Annotated in this window: 20 protein-coding genes; 16 read left to right on the top strand and 4 right to left on the bottom strand. The window is 71.2% G+C overall.

Going from position 1 to position 20,127, the window contains the following annotated elements; all coding sequences use genetic code 11:
• From ACWC2B_RS37185 to ACWC2B_RS37160, 6 genes are all read left to right on the top strand, one after another.
• Positions 1-528: Hsp70 family protein (locus ACWC2B_RS37185; RefSeq protein WP_450724629.1), on the top strand; the 528-nt coding region annotated here is incomplete at its 5' end.
• A complete protein-coding gene (grpE, locus tag ACWC2B_RS37180; protein ID WP_344377244.1) occupies positions 528-1,166 on the top strand; it encodes a nucleotide exchange factor GrpE in 639 nt (212 codons plus the stop codon). The genes ACWC2B_RS37185 and grpE, both read left to right, overlap by 1 nt.
• Before the next feature lie 45 nt (positions 1,167-1,211).
• Entirely contained in the window at positions 1,212-2,393 is a 1,182-nt protein-coding gene (gene dnaJ / locus ACWC2B_RS37175) for a molecular chaperone DnaJ (RefSeq protein ID WP_450724627.1), read from the top strand.
• Between the two features lies 1 nt (position 2,394).
• Positions 2,395-2,862, top strand: coding sequence for a heat shock protein transcriptional repressor HspR (locus ACWC2B_RS37170; RefSeq protein WP_450724625.1), 468 nt, complete (start codon positions 2,395-2,397; stop codon positions 2,860-2,862).
• A gap of 160 nt (positions 2,863-3,022) precedes the next feature.
• Complete coding sequence (locus ACWC2B_RS37165; RefSeq protein WP_450724623.1) at positions 3,023-3,997, top strand: LuxR C-terminal-related transcriptional regulator; 975 nt, start codon at positions 3,023-3,025, stop codon at positions 3,995-3,997.
• 114 nt (positions 3,998-4,111) lie between these two features.
• Positions 4,112-4,960: a helix-turn-helix transcriptional regulator gene (locus ACWC2B_RS37160; RefSeq protein ID WP_450724621.1), complete on the top strand. Its 849-nt coding sequence runs from the start codon at positions 4,112-4,114 to the stop codon at positions 4,958-4,960.
• Between the two features lie 5 nt (positions 4,961-4,965).
• Here the strand turns inward: ACWC2B_RS37160 and ACWC2B_RS37155 are convergent, their stop codons facing one another.
• Entirely contained in the window at positions 4,966-5,943 is a 978-nt protein-coding gene (locus ACWC2B_RS37155; protein ID WP_450724619.1) for a helix-turn-helix transcriptional regulator, read from the bottom strand.
• A gap of 340 nt (positions 5,944-6,283) precedes the next feature.
• On the opposite strand from ACWC2B_RS37155, the gene ACWC2B_RS37150 reads away from it, so the two are divergent.
• Positions 6,284-6,616 (top strand): Rieske (2Fe-2S) protein, encoded by a 333-nt coding sequence (locus ACWC2B_RS37150; protein ID WP_120722622.1) that lies wholly within the window; start codon positions 6,284-6,286, stop codon positions 6,614-6,616.
• Between the two features lie 112 nt (positions 6,617-6,728).
• Here the strand turns inward: ACWC2B_RS37150 and ACWC2B_RS37145 are convergent, their stop codons facing one another.
• Positions 6,729-7,142, bottom strand: coding sequence for a pyridoxamine 5'-phosphate oxidase family protein (locus ACWC2B_RS37145; protein WP_450724616.1), 414 nt, complete (start codon positions 7,140-7,142; stop codon positions 6,729-6,731).
• 131 nt (positions 7,143-7,273) lie between these two features.
• Here ACWC2B_RS37145 and clpB point away from each other — a divergent pair, with 131 nt between their 5' ends.
• Together clpB and ACWC2B_RS37135 are read left to right on the top strand one after the other, a co-directional pair.
• Positions 7,274-9,865, top strand: a complete 2,592-nt coding sequence (clpB, locus tag ACWC2B_RS37140; RefSeq protein ID WP_450724633.1) for an ATP-dependent chaperone ClpB — start codon at positions 7,274-7,276, stop codon at positions 9,863-9,865.
• Between the two features lie 143 nt (positions 9,866-10,008).
• The gene (locus tag ACWC2B_RS37135; protein ID WP_450724614.1) at positions 10,009-10,551 is read left to right on the top strand and encodes a YbjN domain-containing protein; all 543 of its coding nucleotides are present in this window, start codon (positions 10,009-10,011) and stop codon (positions 10,549-10,551) included.
• A 13-nt stretch (positions 10,552-10,564) separates the two neighbouring features.
• On the opposite strand, the gene ACWC2B_RS37130 is transcribed toward ACWC2B_RS37135, so the two are convergent.
• Both ACWC2B_RS37130 and ACWC2B_RS37125 read right to left on the bottom strand, forming a co-directional pair.
• On the bottom strand, positions 10,565-11,683 hold the full coding sequence (locus ACWC2B_RS37130; RefSeq protein WP_450724631.1) for a hypothetical protein: 1,119 nt from the start codon (positions 11,681-11,683) through the stop codon (positions 10,565-10,567).
• A gap of 254 nt (positions 11,684-11,937) precedes the next feature.
• Complete coding sequence (locus tag ACWC2B_RS37125; protein ID WP_450724612.1) at positions 11,938-13,152, bottom strand: pyridoxal phosphate-dependent aminotransferase; 1,215 nt, start codon at positions 13,150-13,152, stop codon at positions 11,938-11,940.
• Between the two features lie 112 nt (positions 13,153-13,264).
• Here ACWC2B_RS37125 and ACWC2B_RS37120 point away from each other — a divergent pair, with 112 nt between their 5' ends.
• The 7 genes from ACWC2B_RS37120 to fbaA all read left to right on the top strand — a co-directional run bounded on the left by ACWC2B_RS37120 (position 13,265) and on the right by fbaA (position 19,883).
• On the top strand, positions 13,265-13,567 hold the full coding sequence (locus tag ACWC2B_RS37120) for a hypothetical protein (RefSeq protein ID WP_450724610.1): 303 nt from the start codon (positions 13,265-13,267) through the stop codon (positions 13,565-13,567).
• Positions 13,568-13,958: 391 nt separating this feature from the next.
• Complete coding sequence (locus ACWC2B_RS37115) at positions 13,959-14,483, top strand: DUF2617 family protein (protein ID WP_450724608.1); 525 nt, start codon at positions 13,959-13,961, stop codon at positions 14,481-14,483.
• A gap of 84 nt (positions 14,484-14,567) precedes the next feature.
• Positions 14,568-16,136, top strand: coding sequence for a polyamine aminopropyltransferase (locus tag ACWC2B_RS37110; RefSeq protein WP_450724606.1), 1,569 nt, complete (start codon positions 14,568-14,570; stop codon positions 16,134-16,136).
• A 134-nt stretch (positions 16,137-16,270) separates the two neighbouring features.
• Positions 16,271-17,194, top strand: a complete 924-nt coding sequence (locus tag ACWC2B_RS37105; protein WP_450724604.1) for an SRPBCC domain-containing protein — start codon at positions 16,271-16,273, stop codon at positions 17,192-17,194.
• Between the two features lie 60 nt (positions 17,195-17,254).
• On the top strand, positions 17,255-18,043 hold the full coding sequence (locus ACWC2B_RS37100; protein WP_450724602.1) for an aldose epimerase family protein: 789 nt from the start codon (positions 17,255-17,257) through the stop codon (positions 18,041-18,043).
• A gap of 23 nt (positions 18,044-18,066) precedes the next feature.
• Positions 18,067-18,615: an orotate phosphoribosyltransferase gene (pyrE, locus tag ACWC2B_RS37095; RefSeq protein ID WP_053726438.1), complete on the top strand. Its 549-nt coding sequence runs from the start codon at positions 18,067-18,069 to the stop codon at positions 18,613-18,615.
• Between the two features lie 245 nt (positions 18,616-18,860).
• Positions 18,861-19,883, top strand: a complete 1,023-nt coding sequence (gene fbaA / locus ACWC2B_RS37090) for a class II fructose-bisphosphate aldolase (RefSeq protein ID WP_344377266.1) — start codon at positions 18,861-18,863, stop codon at positions 19,881-19,883.
• Positions 19,884-20,127: the final 244 nt, after the last annotated feature.

The following is a 20,127-nucleotide window of genomic DNA, read 5'->3' as shown; positions in this document are numbered from 1 at the left end:
GCCTTCGACATCGACGCCAACGGCATCATGCACGTGACCGCGAAGGACCTCGGCACGGGCAAGGAGCAGAAGATGACCGTCACCGGCGGCTCCTCGCTGCCGAAGGACGAGGTCAACCGCATGCGTGAGGAGGCCGAGCAGTACGCGGAGGAGGACCACCGCCGCCGCGAGGCCGCCGAGAGCCGCAACCAGGGCGAGCAGCTCGTCTACCAGACCGAGAAGTTCCTCAAGGACAACGAGGACAAGGTCCCGGGCGAGGTCAAGACCGAGGTCGAGGCCGCCGTCGCCGAGCTGAAGGAGAAGCTCAAGGGCGAGGACTCGGCGGAGATCCGCACCGCCACGGAGAAGGTCGCCGCCGTCTCGCAGAAGCTGGGCCAGGCCATGTACGCCGACGCCCAGGCCGCGCAGGGTGCGGCCGGCGCCGCCCCGGGTGCCGAGGCCCCGAACATGTCCAAGGAGGACGACGTGGTCGACGCCGAGATCGTCGACGACGAGAAGCCGCGTGACGCGAAGGGTGGCGCCGCCTGATGTCTGAGGAGACCCCGGGCTTCGAGGAGAAGCCCGACGTCCCCTCCGGCGCTCAGGAAGACGCCGAGCCGAAGGCCGCCGACTCCTCCAAGGAGGGGAAGGCGGCCCCGGCCGGGGACGCAGCCAAGGAGATCGCTCTGCAGGCTCAGCTGGACCAGGCCCAGACGGCGCTCACCGAGCGCACCGCGGACCTCCAGCGCCTGCAGGCCGAGTACCAGAACTACCGCCGCCGCGTGGAGCGGGACCGCGTCACGGTCAAGGAGATCGCCGTCGCCGGCCTCCTGACCGAGCTGCTGCCCACGCTCGACGACATCGGCCGGGCACGTGAACACGGCGAGCTGCAGGGCGGCTTCAAGTCGGTGGCCGAGTCTCTTGAGACGGTCGCCGCGAAGATGGGCCTGCAGCAGTTCGGCAAGGAGGGCGAGCCCTTCGACCCGACGGTCCACGAGGCCCTGATGCACAGCTACGCGCCGGACGTCACCGAGACGACCTGCGTGGCGATCCTGCAGCCGGGCTACCGGATCGGCGAGCGTACGATCCGCCCCGCGCGGGTCGCGGTGGCCGAGCCCCAGCCGGGCGCGGCCGCCAAGGAAGAAAAGTCGAGCGACGAGGAGAGCGGTGGCCCCGACAAGGGCTGACGCAGCGGTCATTGAAGAAGTGATCGTCCGAGAGGAGGGACGTCGATGAACACGAAGGACTTCGTCGAGAAGGACTACTACAAGGTTCTCGGCGTCCCCAAGGACGCCACCGACGCCGAGATCAAGAAGGCGTACCGCAAGCTGGCGCGCGAGAACCACCCCGACGCCAACAAGGGCGACACCAAGGCGGAGGAGCGCTTCAAGGAGATCTCCGAGGCCAACGACATCCTCGGCGACCCCAAGAAGCGCAAGGAGTACGACGAGGCGCGCGCCCTGTTCGGCAACGGAGGCTTCCGGGCCGGTCCGGGCGCGGGCGGCGGCAGCTTCAACTTCGACCTGGGCGACCTGTTCGGCGGGCAGCAGCAGGGCGGCGCCGGGGCCGGAGGCTTCGGCGGCGGGCTCGGCGACGTGTTCGGCGGCCTGTTCAACCGGGGCGGCGCGGGCACCGGCACGCGGACCCAGCCGCGCCGCGGGCAGGACCTGGAGTCCGAGGTGACGCTCAGCTTCACCGAGGCGGTCGACGGGGCCACCGTCCCGATCCGGCTGTCCAGCCAGTCCCCCTGCAAGGCCTGTTCGGGCACCGGCGACAAGAACGGCACCCCCCGGGTGTGCCCGACCTGTGTCGGCACCGGCCAGGTCTCGCGCGGCTCGGGCGGCGGGTTCTCGCTGACCGACCCGTGCGTGGACTGCAAGGGCCGCGGCCTCATCGCCGAGAACCCGTGCGACGTCTGCAAGGGCAGCGGCCGGGCGCGTTCCTCGCGCACCATGCAGGTCCGCATCCCGGCCGGGGTCAGCAACAACCAGCGCATCCGCCTTCGCGGCAAGGGCGCGCCGGGCGAACGGGGCGGTCCCGCGGGCGACTTGTACGTCGTCGTCCACGTGGACGCGCACCCGGTGTTCGGCCGCAAGGACGACAACCTCACCGTCACGGTCCCGGTCACCTTCACGGAGGCCGCCCTCGGCGCCGAGGTCAAGGTGCCCACGCTCAGCGGCCCGCCGGTCACCCTGAAGCTGCCCGCGGGCACCCCCAACGGCCGTACGATGCGGGCCCGCGGCAAGGGCGCGGTCCGCAAGGACGGCACCCGGGGCGACCTGCTGGTCACGGTCGAGGTGACCGTGCCGAAGGAACTGGACGACAAGGCCCGCGAGGCCTTGGAGACCTACCGCGAGGCGACTGCGGGCCAGGACCCGCGGGCAGAACTGTTCCAGGCCGCGAAGGGAGCATGAGATGGACCCCCGCCAGCGTCGGCAGCCCCAATTTGGTTCCAGGGCGTACGAATTGAACGAAGAGACGCCGGTGTACGTCATCTCCGTGGCGGCCCAGCTCTCCGGCCTGCACCCGCAGACCCTGCGTCAGTACGACCGCCTCGGCCTGGTCTCGCCCGACCGCACGGCCGGGCGCGGCCGGCGCTACTCGGCCCGGGACATCGAACTGCTGCGTACGGTCCAGCAGTTGTCGCAGGACGAGGGCATCAACCTGGCGGGCATCAAGCGCATCATCGAGCTGGAGAACCAGGTCGCGGCGCTCCAGGCCCGGGTCGCCGAGCTGTCCTCCGCGGTCGAGGGCGCGGCCGTCGCCATGCAGCAGCGCGAGGCCCAGGTGCACGCCTCCTACCGCCGGGACCTGGTCCCGTACCAGGACGTCCAGCAGGCCAGCGCGCTGGTCGTCTGGCGCCCGAAGAGGTCCTCGGAGTAGCTCCGGTGGCTCCGGCCCCCGTACGCCTCCGAAAAGGCCCGCTGTCCCCTTCCGGGGCGGCGGGCCTTTCGCGCCCGGAGCTCACTCGGCGATCACCGTGAACGCGGGGCCCGATGGGGATAAGGTCATCGGGCTCGATCGCAGGGAGGCGGGGGAGAGCATGTCTGAGCGGGTGGCGCATCCGCATGGCGCGGACCGGCTGTGCGCGGCCGGGGAACGGGCGTACGCGGACGCGCTGCGCGCCGGACGCATCGCGCGCGAGGCCGCGAGCGACGCCACCTGCCTGATCGACCTGGGGCTCCTGCACCCCGACCCGGCCGCCCTCGAATGGCTCCTGCCGACCTCCCCGCAGGCGGTGATGGCGCGTCTCCTTCGCGGCATCCACGAGGACATCGCGGCGAGCCAGGCCCGAACGGGCATGGTGGCGGCGGCGTTCGAGCGCTTCGCCGCGCTGGACGCGCCCGCGCCGGCCGGCACCGAGGCGCTGCGCGTCCTGGACGGCATCCCCCGCATCAACGCGGCCATCGACGACGCGATCGCCGGCTGCACCACCGAGGCGCTCACCATCCAGCCCCGCGGCATCCGCCCCGAGCACGTCCTGTCGCAGGCGCTGCCCCGGGCCCTGGACATGGTGGAGCGCGGGGTGCGGATGCGCACCCTGTACACCCATGTCGCCCGCTACGGCACCGGTCTCACGGACTATCTGCACCAGTTGGAGGGCCGCGCGGTCGAGGTGCGCACCCTCGACGAAGTCACCGACCGGCTCCTCCTGTTCGACCGTACGGTGGCGATCATCCCGGCGGCCGCGGACGACAGCAGCGCCCTGGAGCTGCGCCACCCGGCCCTCGTCGAGTACCTCGCGACCGTCTTCGAGCGGCTGTGGCGGCTCGCGGTGCCGCTCGCCGAGTCCGTGCCCGCGGCCACCGACATCGAGGGCGTCACGCATCGCGAGCGGGTCATCGCGGCCCTGCTCGCCGAGGGCCACCAGGATGCGGTGATCGCGCAGCGGCTCGGCATCAGCGTGCGTACCTGCCGCCACCACATCGGCCGCCTCGCGGAGGTCCTCGGCAGCTCCAGCCGTACCCAACTCGGCGTCCGCATCGTGCAGTCGGGCCTGGACACGCACCCCCGGTAGTCCGGGGCGTGCACGACATCGGGACATGTCGAGCTTTATTCCACCTCCAGTTGATGCAGTGCAGCAACATGATGGTGGTGGCCCGGCGGCTCCGGATGCATCGTGGTGTTCAGTATGAGCAGCTCGACTCACGGGGACGCGGGGCCGGGAGGCGGCGAGGTGGACGCCGCAGCCGTGGCTCTCCTTGTGCGCGGCATCCACGACGGCCTGGCCGACACGCGGCGCAGAGCGGGCCGGATCGCCGAGGCCTTCGAGCGGTACGCGTCGATCGGCCCGAGCGCCCCCGAACCCTGCGCGGCCGTCCGGGTGCTCGACGGCTTCGACGCGATCGACGGGGCCATCGCCGCGGCCTCGGCCGCCTGCACCACCGAGATGCTGACCGTGCAGCCCAACGGGATCCGCTCGCCGGGCATCCTGGCGCACGCCTCGACCCGGGACCCGGCCCTGGTGGCCCGCGGCGCCCGGATGCGCACCCTGTACACACACGTGGCCCGCTACGGGCCCGCTCTGAACGCCTACGTGGAGCGGCTCGGCGACGGCGCCGAGGTGCGCACCCTGGACGAGGTCACCGACCGGATGATGGTCTTCGACCGCACGGTGGCGTTCCTGCCCGCCAACCCGGAGCGCACCAGCGCCCTGGAGCTGCGCCAGCCCGCCCTCGTCGGCCACCTGGTGACGGTCTTCGAGTGCCTGTGGAACCGGGCCGTCCCGCTCGCCGAACCCGTACCGGCGGCGACCGGCATCACCGGCATCACGCACCGCGAGCGGGTCATCGCGGCGCTGCTCGCCGAGGGCCACCAGGACGCGGTCGTCGCGCAGCGGCTCGGCATCAGTGTGCGCACCTGCCGCCACCACATCGGCCGTCTCGCCGAGGCGCTCGGCTCCTCCAGTCGCGCACAGCTCGGTGTGCGCATCGCCCGGGCCGGCCTCGGCGGCCCCGCGCATCCGGTCGCCCCGCGGTGACCGTTTCAGGCGTCCTGGTCCAGGATGCCGGACTGCGCGATGAGAAAGCCGAGTTGGGCCCGGCTCCCGCTGCCGAGCGCGGCCGCCAGCTTGGCGATGTGCGCGCGGCAGGTGCGTACGTTCATGCCGAGGCGGCGGGCGATCGCCTCGTCCACGTGGCCCTCCACCAGGAGCTTGGCGATGGAGCGCTGGACGCCGGTGATGCCGGCCGTCTCCAGGTGGTAGGGCACCTCGTCGTCCCAGGGCGTGGCGTACTGCCAGAACTGGTCGAAGACGCCCACCAGGTACTGCACGAGGCCCTCGTGCCGCAGTTCCAGGGCGACTTGGCGGTCGCTGCGCGCGGGTATGAAGGCGATCTTGCGGTCCATGATGATGAGCCGGTCGATGATCTCCTCCAGGGTGCGCACCTCCAGACCGTACGGAGCGACCCGTTCCACGTAGCCGATGGTGGCGGAGTGGTGGCGGGCGGTGTGCTGGTAGAGGGTGCGCATCTCGACGCCGCGGGCGAGCAGCGGCTCTATGCGGCGAAGCCCCGCCTCGAAGCTCTCGGGCCGGCGGCCGCTGCCGGGCTGGATGACGAGCAGTTCCTCGGTGCACTCGTTGATGACGCGGTCGAGGGTCGCGTTGATCAGTTCCAGGCCTTCGAGGACGGTGATCGCGTGGGTGCCGGTGAGGGCGGGCGTCGCGATCGACATGAACGGCTCGAAGGTGTCGGCGAGGGCGACCGACTGCTTTCTGCGCTCCTGGATCTCGCGTTCCAGAGGCTGGGTCAGCAGGTTGAGCACCACCGTGGGTGGAACCGGGCGCAGCAACTGGGCGTCGTCCGGATCGGGGCGCAGCAGGGTGAGGTCGACCAGGCACGGGGCGGAGTCGGCTTCTGAGCGGGTAATCCCGCCGGTACGCAGGGCGAGGGCGTACAGAGCCGTTCCTGTCTCGCACAGATCAACTGGGCCGTGATCGTGTCCTATGTGCCCTTGTTTCAACCTAGTTGCACCCCCCTCATCCTTTTGAATTACAGGAACATGATGCCTGGCTGCGCTGGTGCAAGTGGCCGGAGTGGGCCATCGTCGTATCCGCGGGGGGAGGTAATGATCAAAAGAGGTGGAGATCGGCCATGAGCAGGATGGTTCGAGCACTAAGCACGACAGCCGTTGTGGCGGCTGCTCTCTGCGCTCTCTCGGCGCCTGGGGACGTTACTTGGGAGACCCACCCCGCGAAGTCCTCAGCCACGACCGCACAGGACGTCACCTGGGAGATCGCACCGAAGGTCGTGGCGATAGGCACGGACGTCACCTGGGAGATCGCTCCTAAGGGTGCTGTCGCATGAGCTTCCCGCCCGACGACCGCACCTTCCGTCGCGAAATGGCCACGGCCTACCGCTCGGGGTGGCACTTCATCGACCTCGCCACAGCAGTTCCCCATCGTGGCGATTCGTTGATGGTCACCCTGCTCGGTGAGCCGATCCTGATCGCCCGTGAGGACGACGAGGACGTCCGTGCCTACCGGTGCCTGCGCCGGCCGCGCGGGGCACCGCAGCCCATTCGCTGTGTTGTCCGGTACGGCATGGTCTTCGTGAACCTGGACCAACGTGACCACCAGCTTTTCGAGTCGGAGGCTCAACCCGATTCATCCACCGCCACCCCCCGCAGTGCCTGACGCGATCCCCCGTCGTTGTACATCGCGCAGGTGCTTCCCCCACACAGCGGCGCCATCGTGGACCTGAACACGGTGGCGCCGCTGTGCTGTCCGGGTACGGACGGCGGCCGTCTCAGGTGTTGCCCATCGCCCTGGTCAGCCTGATCTCGATCAGCACCCGGTCCGGGTTCGGGGCCGGGGTCCGCTGGTAGCGCACGGCGTAGCGCTCCACCGCGTCCGCGATCAGCTCGGGTTCCGTGCGTACGACCGCGCGGCCCTCCAGTGTCGCCCAGCGCCTGCCCTCCAGCTGGCAGAGCGCGACCCGCGCGCCCGCCGGGTCGGACGCGAGCGCCGCCAGGACGTTGGCGACCTTCCGGCTCCCCTTGTTGGTGATGATCCGCGCGAGCCCCTGCTCCGGGTCGTACGTCGCCCCCACCGGCACCACATGCGGCGAGCCGTCCGGCCGCTGTGTCGTCAAGGTGCAGATGTGGCGCTCGCGCCAGAAGCTGAGATAGGCGTCGTCGGGCTTGCGTACGTCTATGGCCATGGCCAAGAAACCTAGCCCCAGCCCTCCGTTCGCAACACCTTGAGCGGAATACGCTCAACTTTGTGTACGTTGGAAGGGTCATAGGTGGTGAAGCCATTGCCAAGGCGTACGACGAGGAGGAGCGAACGCACGTGGATGCCGAGCTGACGAACAAGAGCCGGGACGCGATCAACGCCGCAAGCAACCGGGCCGTCGCCGGGGGCCACCCGGATCTGACCCCCGCGCATCTGCTGCTCGCGCTCCTGGAGGGCCAGGACAACGAGAACGTCATCGACCTGCTGGCCGCCGTGGACGCCGACCAGGCCGCCGTGCGCTCCGCCGCCGAGCGGCTCCTGGGCGCGCTCCCGAGCGTGACCGGCTCCACCGTCGCCCCGCCCCAGCCCAACCGCGAACTGCTGGCGGTCATCGCGGACGCGGCCCAGCGCGCCAAGGAGCTGGGCGACGACTACCTGTCCACCGAGCACCTGCTCATCGGCCTCGCGGCCAAGGGCGGGCAGACCGGTGAGATCCTCTCCCAGCAGGGGGCCGGCGCGAAGAAGCTCCTTGACGCGTTCGAGACGAGCAGGGGAGGGCGCCGGGTGACCACACCCGACCCGGAGGGTCAGTACAAGGCGCTGGAGAAGTTCGGTACGGACTTCACGGCGGCCGCCCGCGAGGGCAAGCTCGACCCGGTCATCGGCCGGGACCAGGAGATCCGCAGGGTCGTCCAGGTGCTGTCCCGGCGTACGAAGAACAACCCGGTGCTCATCGGTGAGCCCGGCGTCGGCAAGACCGCCGTCGTCGAGGGGCTCGCCCAGCGCATCGTGAAGGGCGACGTACCGGAGTCGCTGAAGAACAAGAGGCTGGTCTCGCTCGACCTCGGTGCGATGGTCGCGGGCGCGAAGTACCGGGGCGAGTTCGAGGAACGCCTCAAGACCGTCCTCTCCGAGATCAAGGAGAGCGACGGGCAGATCATCACGTTCATCGACGAGCTGCACACCGTCGTCGGCGCGGGCGCCGGCGGCGACTCGGCGATGGACGCGGGCAACATGCTCAAGCCCATGCTGGCGCGCGGCGAGCTCCGCATGGTCGGCGCGACCACCCTCGACGAGTACCGCGAGCGCATCGAGAAGGACCCGGCCCTGGAGCGCCGCTTCCAGCAGGTCCTGGTCGCCGAGCCGTCCGTCGAGGACACCATCGCGATCCTGCGCGGGCTCAAGGGCCGCTACGAGGCGCACCACAAGGTGCAGATCGCCGACAGTGCCCTGGTCGCGGCCGCCGCCCTCTCCGACCGGTACATCACCTCCCGCTTCCTGCCCGACAAGGCCATCGACCTCGTCGACGAGGCGGCATCGCGACTCCGTATGGAAATCGATTCCTCCCCCGTCGAGATCGACGAACTCCAGCGCGCCGTCGACCGGTTGCGCATGGAGGAGCTGGCGCTGAAGAACGAGACCGACCCCGGCTCGGTCCAGCGCCTCGACAAGCTCCGCAAGGACCTCGCCGACAAGGAGGAGGAGCTGCGCGGACTCACCGCCCGCTGGGAGAAGGAGAAGCAGGGCCTCAACCGGGTCGGTGAGCTGAAGGAGAAGCTCGACGACCTGCGCGGCCAGGCGGAACGCGCCCAGCGCGACGGCGACTTCGACACCGCCTCCAAGCTCCTGTACGGCGAAATCCCGGGCCTGGAACGGGAGTTGGAGGCGGCCGCCGAGGCGGAGGCCGAGCAGGAGAAGTCGAAAGACACGATGGTCAAGGAGGAGGTCGGCCCGGACGACATCGCGGACGTGGTCGGCGCGTGGACGGGCATCCCCGCCGGGCGCCTCCTGGAGGGCGAGACGCAGAAGCTGCTCCGCATGGAGGGCGAGCTGGGCAAGCGCCTGATCGGCCAGTCCGAGGCGGTGCAGGCCGTCTCGGACGCGGTGCGCCGCACCCGGGCCGGCATCGCCGACCCCGACCGGCCCACCGGCTCGTTCCTCTTCCTCGGCCCGACGGGCGTCGGCAAGACCGAGCTCGCCAAGGCCCTCGCGGACTTCCTCTTCGACGACGAGCGGGCCATGGTCCGCATCGACATGTCGGAGTACAGCGAGAAGCACAGCGTGGCCCGCCTGGTCGGCGCGCCTCCCGGCTACGTCGGCTACGAGGAGGGCGGCCAGCTCACCGAGGCCGTCCGGCGCCGCCCGTACTCCGTCGTGCTCCTGGACGAGGTGGAGAAGGCGCACCCCGAGGTCTTCGACATCCTGCTCCAGGTCCTCGACGACGGGCGCCTCACCGACGGCCAGGGCCGCACGGTCGACTTCCGCAACACCATCCTGGTCCTCACCTCCAACCTGGGCAGCCAGTACCTCGTCGAGCCTTCGACCAGCGCGGACGTCAAGAAGCAGCAGGTTCTGGAAGTGGTGCGGGCCTCCTTCAAGCCGGAGTTCCTCAACCGGCTCGACGACCTGGTGGTCTTCTCCGCGCTCACCAAGGACGAGCTGTCCCACATCGCCGAGCTCCAGATCGGCCGCCTGGCCAAGCGCCTGGCGGACCGCCGTCTCACCCTGGACGTCACCCCCGAGGCCCTGGAATGGCTGGCCGACGAGGGCAACGACCCGGCGTACGGAGCGCGCCCGCTGCGCCGCCTGATCCAGACCGCCATCGGCGACCGGCTCGCCAAGGAGATCCTGGCGGGCGAAGTAACCGACGGTGACACGGTTCGGGTCGACCGATTCGGGGAGGGGCTGATCGTGGGGGCCGCGAAGTAAGAGCCCGCGTCCAACCCTCCAGGGCCGATCCCGCCACCCGGGCCGGATTCGGTCAGCCCGCAGCGGATACCCGGGGGCAGGGGTTGCCAGCCCTGCCCCGGCATGGGGGAGGATGACCGGAACCGTACGAAGGAAGATTCACGATGAGCATCGACCCGTCCTCGATTCCGAATTTCGGGGCTCAGCAGGGCCCGCAGTCCGGCGGTGCGCCGTCCGGGCCCATCGTCCCCGACCAGGACCTGGTGAAGCAGCTCCTGGACCAGATGGAGCTCAAGTACGTCGTGGACGACGAGGGCGACCTCGCCGCGCCGTGGGAGGATTTCCGTACGTACTTCATGTTCCGCGGCGAGGACGACCAGCAGGTCTTCTCGGTGCGGACGTTCTACGACCGGCCGCACAGCATCGACGACAAGGTCCAGATCCTGGAGTCGATCGACGACTGGAACCGCCGCACCCTGTGGCCGAAGGTCTACACGCACACCCACGACGACGGCACCGTCCGCCTCATCGGCGAGGCGCAGATGCTGATCGGCACCGGCGTCGCCCTGGAGCACTTCGTGTCCTCCACGGTGAGCTGGGTCCGTGCCTCGATCGAGTTCGACAAGTGGCTCCTGGAGCAGCTCGGCCTGGAGAAGGACGTCGAGGGCGGCGAGGGCGACGAGTCCGGCGAGCCCGACTCCGAGTGACCCTTCGGGTGACTCAGAGCGCCATGGTGGCCAGCGTCAGCAGATAGGCCCCGTAGCAGAACGAGAGCCCGGCCAGGGCGACGGTCACCGCGACCGCCGCCCGGGGCCGGGCTTTCGTGATGGCGAGGGCGAGCGGCGCGAGCAGCGGGAACGCGGGCAGCAGGAAGCGCGGCTTCGACTCGAAGAAGCCCGCACCGCCGACCGTGATCAGGACGAGAACGGCCGTGTAGACCAGCAGCGGCAGCGGCGGCCGGTCCAGTACGAGAAGGACGAACAGGACCACCATCACCGCGGTCAGCAGCGCCGCCACCGTGAACCCCAGGTCGTACGGGGCCACCGCGAGCCTTTTCACGAACCCCAGCGTGCCCTCGCCGAAGTCGAACCGGGACGTCCAGCCGGCCTGCACCGCGAAGTAGCCGCCGAACAGGTCGCCCTTGCGCACCCCGACCCACAGCACATAGCCGCACCAGCCGAGCGGCGCGAGCAGCGCGCCCGCCCAGGGCCGCCACGAGCGCCGCTCGCCGCGCCAGATCTCGTGCACAGCCGCCGCCATCACCGCCACGGCCACCGCGACGGAATTCGGCCGGGAGAGCCCGGCGAGCAGCGCGAGCGAGCCCGCCCACAGCCAGCGCCGCCTCAGTACCGCCCACAGCGACCAGGCCGCGAGCGCCGTCATCACGGGCTCGGTGTACGCCATCGTCAGGACGACGGAGTGCGGCAGCAACCCCCACAGGAGCACGAGCAGGGTGCCCGCCGGGCGGCCGTACAGGCGCTCGCCGATCAGATAGATCCCGCAGGCCGCGGCCGCCGCCGCCGTCCACGAGACGAGCAGTCCGGCGGAGCCGCCGGTAACCGGCACGACGGTGGTCACGGCGCGGATCAGGCCCGGGTAGAACGGGAAGAACGCCAGGTCGCTCTGGACCGAGCCGTCCGGCCAGAACAGGGTGCGGCCGTAGCCGTGGGCCGCGATCCGGGTGTACCAGTCGGCGTCCCAGGCCGTCGCGAGCCGAGCGCGCGGCGAGAACCCCCGGTGCCAGGCCGCGGCCGCGACCACCAGGAGCCCGGTCAGCCGCGCGGCCGCGAACAGGCCGAGCGCGGGGGCCGCCCGGCGCAGTGCGCCGGCCCAGGGCAGGACGCTCGTGATGCCGGCGGCCCGGCGGCCGCGGGCGGGGGCGGTGATCTCGGCGGACAGAAGGCACCTCCGGTCGCGCGTGGTCGCTCTTACGACCGACCATCAGCGCGGATCCGGCTTCCCGCGACCGGTGCGCCCCCGACCGGGTAGAACTCCGCCCACCCGGCGGTGCGCGCATGTGTGTCGCCGTGCCAGTGCCAGTGCCAGTGCCAGTGCCCGGGCGCGGGGCCGGCCGGACAGCCCCCGGCCCGGCTCTAGCCGGCCAGTGCCTTCAACCGGGTGACCGCCTCTTCGAGTACGGCCGTCCGCTTGCAGAAGGCGAAGCGGACGAAGGGGGCGCCCTCTTGGCGGTGGTCGTAGAAGACCGCGTTGGGGATCGCCACGACGCCGCAGCGCTCGGGCAGCGCCCGGCAGAACGCGAAACCGTCGCTCTCGCCCAGCGGGCGGATGTCGGTGGTCACGAAGTACGTGCCCGCCGGGCGGAACACCTCGAACCCGGCCGCCGTGAGCCCCGCGCTCAACAGGTCCCGCTTGGCCTGGTGGTCCGCGCGGAACCCGTCGAAGTAGGAGTCGGGCAGCCCCAGCGCCTCGGCCACCGCGTACTGGAAGGGCCCCGAGGGCACGTACGTCAGGAACTGCTTGGCCGTCCGGACGGCCGCCACGAGCTCGGGGGCCGCCGTCACCCAGCCGACCTTCCAGCCCGTGAACGAGAACGTCTTGCCCGCCGAGCCGATGGTGACCGTGCGCTCGCGCATGCCGGGGAAGGAGGCGAGCGGGAGGTGCTCGGCGCCGTCGAAGACCAGGTGCTCGTACACCTCGTCGGTGATCACCAGGAGATCCCGCTCGCAGGCGAGTTCGGCGACCGCGGCGAGCTCGGCGCGGGTCAGGACCGTGCCGGTCGGGTTGTGCGGGGTGTTGAGGAGGATCAGCCGGGTGCGCGGGGTGACGGCCGCGCGCAGCTCGTCGAGGTCGAGGACGAAGTGTCCATGTGCGGCTCCGCCGCGGGGGCCGCCCGAGGGGCGCAGGGTGACCGGCACGCGGGCGGCGCCCGCCATCGCGATGCACGCGGCGTACGAGTCGTAGTACGGCTCCAGGGCGATGACCTCGTCGCCGGGTTCGAGCAGCGCGAGCAGGGAGGCGGCGATGGCCTCCGTGGCGCCCGCGGTGACCAGGACCTCGCGGTCCGGGTCGAAGGTGAGGCCGTACCGGCGCTGCTGGTGGCCGGCGATCGCCGTGCGCAGTTCGGGGACGCCGGGGCCCGGCGGGTACTGGTTGCCGCGTCCGTCGCGCAGGGCGCGGACCGCCGCTTCCCGTACGGCTTCGGGCCCGTCGGTGTCGGGGAAGCCCTGTCCGAGGTTGATGGACCCGGTCCGCTGGGCGAGGGCGGACATCTCGGCGAAGATCGTCGTCCCGAACTCGGCGAGGCGGCGGTTGAGCAGAGGGCGCGCGCTGGAGGTCATGGCCGCCATCCTGCGGGCAACCTCTGGAGTTGCTCAAGTGTGCTTTGGCGCCGCATGGCCGGGGGCATCCCCCTTCCACGCGGGACAACGGGGGACCGCGGCGGACAAGGACGGTGGGGGAATGGACATCGCCATCGAGATGGGCATCGTCGTACTGGTGCTGCTGATCATCATCGCCAGCCCGGGGGCACGGCGCCGGCGCAAGAGCATGGCGGCGCGCAAGCGGTACAGGTCCTCGTCCTCCTCCGGGGGGTCGGGCAGCTGGTGGGCCGGGGACGGGGACGGCGGTTCGTCCGGCGGGAGCGGACACCACGGCGGGCACCACGGGGGCGGACATCACGGCGGCGGTCACGGGGGCGGACACCACTCCTGCGGCGGCGGCCACTCGTCCTGCGGGGGCGGCGGAGGCTGCGGTTCGAGTTGAGGACACAGGGCCCGAACTCGCCTCAGTGCAGGCGGAGTTCGGGCCACAGAGCCGACGGGACGACCGGCTCGCACGCGGTCGCGGCTGTCACGGGGCAGCCGATTCCGCCGCTGGTCGTGCCCGTTGTGCGCCCGGCCGGTTCCGTCCGGCCGGGCGCCCTCTTTCGCGCCTGTAGTTGAACGTTTGAACCGAATGGCCCCCGAGGGGATGGAAACCCCATCAAGTTGGGTAAAAAAGCTTTGAGCGCCGCGCACTTCATGATTCCCTCGCAGATGAGAAACGACGCAGCCCCCGGACCCCGGGTGATCAGCGAGCGGTCCCCGTCCTTGTTGCGGTCCGAGGCGACCTCGGTCATTCCACCCTCCCCATGTGTGTTTTGCGGAGCCCACCCATGCTCACGACCCTCAAGACCGCCTACACCGACACGCGTGCCGCCGACCTCGCCTGGGCGCTGGGTCGCGAACCGCTCCCCGCACTCGCCGTACTCGATCTCGAACTGACCGGTGCCAAGCTCCAGTTGAGGCTTCTCGGCGCCTCGCACCAGGTGCTCCTCGACGAGGAGCGCGGAACCTGCTCGGAGACCGTCGCCTGCATGCCCGGCAGCAGTACGCCGTTGCCGCTCGGTGTGGCGAAACGTCTCGGGGAGTGGGACTACGAGTTCGCCGCGCGCGTCGAAACGCTCTCGCGCGGCTCGTTCGCGGGGCGCGCGCAGGAACTCCTCGCGCTCGTCGCCGACCATCCCAACGGACTGGCGGGAACGTTTCCGGGCTCGCCGCACGCCTTCACGGCGATGCTCGCGCAGCGCGGCGACGGCCAGGTGTGGTGGCGCACCTGGCACGCCTACCCGCAGGAAGGGCAGTTGGTGGTGACCCGCACCCGGGTCGGCGTGCGGGTCCCCGCGCCCGCCGGGCTCTGAGGCGCTCGATCCGCCTGCGGTTGGCTCCAGTTGAACCCGTGTGGGTGACAGGATGCGAACGGGGTGTGACGTAGCGTTCGCATCATGATCGAACCGCTCCCCGCTCCCGTGAGGAGGCCCCGGTCGGGACGGTTCCTCGTCCTGGCCGTCGTGTTCGTCTGCGCCGCCTGCGGCCTGGTGTACGAGCTCGAACTGGTCGCCCTCGCCTCGTACTTGATCGGAGACTCGGTCACCCAGGCCTCGGTGGTCCTCTCGGTGATGGTCTTCGCGATGGGCGTCGGCTCGCTGCTCGCCAAGCGGCTGCGCTGCCGGGCCGCCGTCGGCTTCGGCCTCATCGAAGCCGCGCTCGCCCTGGTGGGCGGCTGTTCCGCGATGGTGCTGTACGCGACGTTCGCCTGGTTCGGCGGCTCGCGGTACGCCCTGGTCGCGTTCTCGCTGGCCATCGGCATGCTGATCGGCGCCGAGATCCCGCTCCTGATGACCCTCATCCAGCGCGTCTCGCGGCGCGCCGAGGGCGACGCGAGCGGCACGGTGGCCGACCTGTTCGCCGCGGACTACGTGGGCGCGCTCGTGGGCGGCCTGGCCTTCCCCTTCCTCCTCCTGCCCCAACTCGGCCAGCTCACCAGCGCGTTGCTCACCGGCGCGGTCAACGCGGTCGCGGGCGGCTCGCTGGTCCTGCTGCTCTTCGGCCGCGACCTGACCCCGCGCGCCCGCTGGGCGCTGCTCGGCGCCAACGCGCTCGTCCTGGCCGTGCTCGCGCTGACCACCGCGATGGTGGACGACTTCGAACAGGCCGCGCGCCGCGCCGTGTACGGGGGCCAGGTGCGGGTCGCCGTGCAGACCCACGTCCAGGAGATCGTCCTGACCGGCAGGAGCGGCGCCCCCCTCGACCTGTTCCTCGACGGCCGCCTCCGCATCAACGGGCGCGACGAGTCCCGCTACCACGCGGCCCTGGTGGGGCCCGCGCTCGACGGAGGCCCGCACGGCCGCGTCCTGATCCTGGGCGGCGGTGACGGCCTGGCCGCCCGCGAAGTCCTGCGCCACCCCGGCGTGCGCTCGGTGACCCTCGTCGAACTCGACCCCGGTCTCATCCAACTCGCCCGAAGCGACCGGGAGTTGGCGGCTCTGAACGCGCACGCCTACCAGGACCCCCGGCTCCACCCGGTGATCGCCGACCCCTTCGGCTGGCTGCGCGGCGACGGCCGCACCTCGGGAACGTACGACGTCGTCGTCTCGGATCTGCCCGACCCCGGCATCACCGCGAGCACCAAGCTGTACTCGCAGGAGTTCTACGGGCTCGCCTCGCGCGTGCTCGGTCCCGGCGGGCGGCTCGTGGTGCACGCGGGGCCGGTGAAGGGGCGTCCGCGCACGTTCTGGACGGTCGCCTCGACGGTCCGCGCGGCGGGCCTCACGACGTTCGCGTACCGGGCGACCGGGCGCAGCGCCGGGTTCACCGCGGGCCCCGACCGCGCCTTGGACTCGGCGAAGTCCCCGCACGACTGGGGCTTCGTGCTGGCCTCCGCGCATCCGTTCTCGGCGCGGGGCGCGCCCTCCGGGGCCCGGCTGCCCGCCGGTACGGAGCCGCTGACCCCGCCCCGGGAGGCGGCCGGGTACCCGCCGTCGACGCTGGTGCATCCGCGGTACGCGGACTGAGGGGGCGTTCGCGGTGAGTGGGTGCCAGGTCCGAGCGGGGGCGGGCCCGAGCGGGGGTGGGTCCCGCATCGGGACGGCGTTTGCGCAGACGTGACGGCCGGTGCTGAGTAGGCTCGGTGGCTATGGAGCATGAGGTGTTCGTTCCGGTTGAGGCCCAGTCACTCCGGCAGACGCTGCGCGATCCCGCCCGGGTCGCGCGCTGTGTGCCGGGGCTCCAGCAGGATGCGGGCGAGCCGCCCATCGCGGGCCGGCTGAAGGTCCGCCTCGGCGGGAGCACCATCACCTACCGCGGCGCCCTGCGCATCACCGAGCAGGACGGCGACGCGTTCGCCTTCGAGGGCGAGGGCGTCGAGGTCCGCGGCGCGGGTGCGGCCAAGCTCACCCTGACCGTACGGCTGGCACCCTCCCCCGGCGGCACCACCCTCGCCTTCGCGGGCACGGCGCTGGCGGAGGGCCGGGCGGCCGACGTACCGGCCGACGCGGCCACGGCCTCGGCGCTGCGCCTGCTCGACCGGTTCGCGGCGGAGCTGGCTCGGCCGGTACGGCAGGAGCCGGACCCGGCGGACGGTTCGGGGAGCCGTTCGGCGGAGGCCGCCGAAACGGACCTGAATACGGACCTGAACGGGGACCTGGACGGCGGTCCGGAGGAGCCGACGGCGCCGGACCCCGCCGACACCGACCTCAACACGGACCTCGACTCCACTGGCTTCGACGCCGCCCACGTCGACTCCGGCCCCGGCTCCGACCTGGACTCGGAGAGCCTCGCCTCCGTCTTCGACGCCGAGGTGCCGCCGCCGTCCCTGGACCCGCTCGCCGACGAGGAGTTCGCCATCGAGGTCGGCGAGCCGGTGCCCGTCGAGGCCGCGCACGCCCGCCGCACCATGATCGGCCGCAGCGCGGAGGAGGTCGACCACGCGCCGCCGCGCGGCCGGTACGCCCCCGTGCCCGCGCCCTCGGGCAGCAACGCCGGTGCCACGCTGCGCTGGGTCGCCCCGGCCGCCGCCCTCGCGCTGGCCTCCGCGGTCGTCGTCGGCCGCGCGCTGAGGCGCCGTCGCTGAGAGCGGATCGGAAACAGGCGCTCACCCCAGATCCCCGGCCCACCGGCTAGGGTCGGACGCGTGAGCAGTGACCAGATCAAATTGGGCGCAGGCGCCGTGGAATTGACCGTCGACGCGGGCAACGGCTGCCGGATCAGCAGTCTGCGTATCGACGGCACCGAGGTGCTGCGCCAGGGCGACAAGTACGGCTGCTTCCCGATGGTGCCGTGGTGCGGCCGCGTCGAGAACGGCCAGTTCCGCGACGGCGGCGTGAAGTACCAGCTGCCGCTCAACGCGTCCCCGCACGCCATCCACGGCACCGCCCGCGACCATGCCTGGAAGACCGCGCGGGTCTCGGACACCGAGGCCGTGTTCACCTACGAGCTGGCCGAGCCGTGGCCGTTCACCGGCAAGGTCACCCAGATCTTCGAGCTGACCCCGGACGCGCTGACGGTGACGATGGGCGTCGAGACGTACGACAACTCCTTCCCGGCGCAGGTCGGCTGGCACCCCTGGTTCGTGCGGGAGCTCGACGGCAGCCGGGTCGAGCTCGCCTTCGACGCCGAGTGGCAGGAGGAGCGCGGCGACGACCACCTGCCCACCGGACGGCGCATCACACCGCTGCCGGGCCCCTGGGACGACTGCTTCGGCATGCCCGACGGCGTCGACGTCACCCTCACCTGGCCCGAGCGGCTCGAACTGAAGGTGACCAGCCCCACCGAGTGGGTCGTCGTCTACGACGAGCAGGACGAAGCCGTGTGCGTGGAGCCCCAGTCGGGCCCGCCGAACGGCCTCAACACCCTGCCCCGCCAGGTCACCCCCATCGAGCCGCTGGAACTGGCGACGACGTGGACCTGGCGACGGCTGTGAGCAGGGCCCTTAAGCTCATGGGTATGACTGACGTACGCGCAGACCTGCTCCAGCAGATCAAGGACAAGGCCGTGGTGCACGGCAAGGTGACGCTCTCCTCGGGGATCGAGGCCGACTACTACGTCGACCTGCGTCGGGTCACCCTTGACGGCGTCGCCGCACCGCTGGTCGGCCAGGTGATGCTCGACGTCACGGCCGAGTTCGACTTCGACGCGGTCGGCGGCCTGACCATGGGCGCCGACCCGGTGGCCGGCGCGATGCTGCACGCGGCCGCCGCCCGTGGCCGCACCCTGGACGCCTTCGTCGTCCGCAAGGCCGCCAAGGCGCACGGCATGCAGCGCCAGGTCGAGGGCCCGGACATCAAGGGCCGCCGGGTCCTGGTCGTCGAGGACACCTCCACCACCGGCGGCTCGCCGCTGACCGCCGTCGAGGCGGTCCGCGCGGCAGGCGCCGAGGTCGTGGCCGTCGCGACGATCGTGGACCGGGCGACCGGCGCCGCCGAGAAGATCACCGAGGGCGCGGGCGTGCCGTACGTCTTCGCGTTCTCCTCGACGGAACTGGGTCTCGCGTAAAGCACGCGAAAGCTGGTGACCCGGGCCCGAAACTCGTGACCCAGGTCCCGGGGTCGGCGCATCCACCTCGCTGACCTGCGTGTTTTTGAAGGGGCGGGCTGTTTCACGTGAAACGGCCCGCCCCTTGGTGCGTCCGCCGGGTGGAGCCGAGGCCAGAGTCTGGAAAGATGGGCGCCGACGATGACGTCGCCCCCAGGTCAGGGCCAGCACCTATCGCACACCCGCACATCACAAGGAGCGGACAGATGCCCATCGCAACCCCCGAGGTCTACAACGAGATGCTCGACCGGGCGAAGGCAGGCAAGTTCGCCTACCCGGCCATCAACGTGACCTCGACCCAGACCCTGCACGCTGCGCTGCGCGGCTTCGCGGAGGCCGAGAGCGACGGCATCATCCAGATCTCCACCGGTGGTGCGGAGTTCCTGGGTGGCCAGTACAACAAGGACATGGTCACCGGCGCGGTCGCCCTGGCCGAGTTCGCGCACGTCGTCGCCGCCAAGTACGACATCACGGTCGCGCTGCACACCGACCACTGCCCCAAGGACAAGCTGGACGGCTACGTCCGCCCGCTGATCGAGGTCTCCGCCGAGCGCGTGGCCAAGGGCCTGAACCCGCTGTTCCAGTCCCACATGTGGGACGGCTCCGCCGAGACCCTCGCGGACAACCTGGCCATCGGCCAGGAGCTGCTCGCCAAGGCCGCCGCCGCGAAGATCATCCTTGAGGTCGAGATCACCCCGACCGGCGGCGAGGAGGACGGCGTCAGCCACGAGATCAACGACGAGCTGTACACGACCGTCGACGACGCGCTGCGCACCGCCGAGGCCCTTGGCCTGGGCGAGAAGGGCCGCTACCTGCTGGCCGCGTCCTTCGGCAACGTCCACGGCGTCTACAAGCCCGGCAACGTCGTGCTCCGCCCCGAGCTGCTCAAGGACCTCCAGGCGGGTGTCGGCGAGAAGTACGGCAAGCCGTCCCCGTTCGACTTCGTCTTCCACGGCGGCTCGGGCTCCACGGCCGAGGAGATCGCGACCGCCCTGGAGAACGGCGTCGTCAAGATGAACCTCGACACCGACACCCAGTACGCCTTCACCCGCCCGGTCGCGGACCACATGTTCCGCAACTACGACGGTGTCCTGAAGGTCGACGGCGAGGTCGGCAAGAAGTCGACGTACGACCCGCGCACGTGGGGCAAGCTGGCCGAGGCCGGCATGGCCAAGCGTGTGGCCGAGGCGTGCGCGAACCTCCGGTCCACCGGTACGAAGCTGAAGTAATTCAGCGCCGCTGAATTACGGGCCCGGCTTCCCCCTCGGGGGTGGCCGGGCCCGGTGCTTTTCCCCACCCCGCCCCTTCCCGCTGTGACACTCTGCGGCTCCGCCGCGTGGCCTCCGGGGGAGTGCGTACGGCTGCGGCTCCTCGATGGTCCTGGGGCTCCGCCCCAGACCCCGTTCGCGCCTTAAGGGCGCTCGTCCTCAAACTCCCCCAAGGCCTTAAGGGCCAGGGGGACCCCCATGACGG

The organism is Streptomyces sp. NPDC001415 (genome assembly GCF_053597395.1).
Note: the sequence above shows the minus strand (reverse complement) of the source record. Positions and strands in the feature narration are given on the sequence as shown.

Excerpts from the sequence above, each read along its gene's own strand:
- pyrE (WP_053726438.1), top strand. The coding sequence starts at position 18,067 with ATGACTGACGTACGCGCAGACCTGCTCCAGCAGATCAAGGACAAGGCC.
- ACWC2B_RS37165 (WP_450724623.1), top strand. The coding sequence starts at position 3,023 with ATGTCTGAGCGGGTGGCGCATCCGCATGGCGCGGACCGGCTGTGCGCG.
- ACWC2B_RS37120 (WP_450724610.1), top strand. The coding sequence starts at position 13,265 with ATGGACATCGCCATCGAGATGGGCATCGTCGTACTGGTGCTGCTGATC.
- ACWC2B_RS37170 (WP_450724625.1), top strand. The coding sequence starts at position 2,395 with ATGGACCCCCGCCAGCGTCGGCAGCCCCAATTTGGTTCCAGGGCGTAC.
- ACWC2B_RS37135 (WP_450724614.1), top strand. The coding sequence starts at position 10,009 with ATGAGCATCGACCCGTCCTCGATTCCGAATTTCGGGGCTCAGCAGGGC.
- ACWC2B_RS37125 (WP_450724612.1), bottom strand. The coding sequence starts at position 13,152 with ATGGCGGCCATGACCTCCAGCGCGCGCCCTCTGCTCAACCGCCGCCTC.
- grpE (WP_344377244.1), top strand. The coding sequence starts at position 528 with ATGTCTGAGGAGACCCCGGGCTTCGAGGAGAAGCCCGACGTCCCCTCC.
- ACWC2B_RS37145 (WP_450724616.1), bottom strand. The coding sequence starts at position 7,142 with ATGGCCATAGACGTACGCAAGCCCGACGACGCCTATCTCAGCTTCTGG.
- ACWC2B_RS37115 (WP_450724608.1), top strand. The coding sequence starts at position 13,959 with ATGCTCACGACCCTCAAGACCGCCTACACCGACACGCGTGCCGCCGAC.
- ACWC2B_RS37150 (WP_120722622.1), top strand. The coding sequence starts at position 6,284 with ATGAGCTTCCCGCCCGACGACCGCACCTTCCGTCGCGAAATGGCCACG.
- fbaA (WP_344377266.1), top strand. The coding sequence starts at position 18,861 with ATGCCCATCGCAACCCCCGAGGTCTACAACGAGATGCTCGACCGGGCG.
- ACWC2B_RS37160 (WP_450724621.1), top strand. The coding sequence starts at position 4,112 with ATGAGCAGCTCGACTCACGGGGACGCGGGGCCGGGAGGCGGCGAGGTG.
- dnaJ (WP_450724627.1), top strand. The coding sequence starts at position 1,212 with ATGAACACGAAGGACTTCGTCGAGAAGGACTACTACAAGGTTCTCGGC.
- ACWC2B_RS37110 (WP_450724606.1), top strand. The coding sequence starts at position 14,568 with ATGATCGAACCGCTCCCCGCTCCCGTGAGGAGGCCCCGGTCGGGACGG.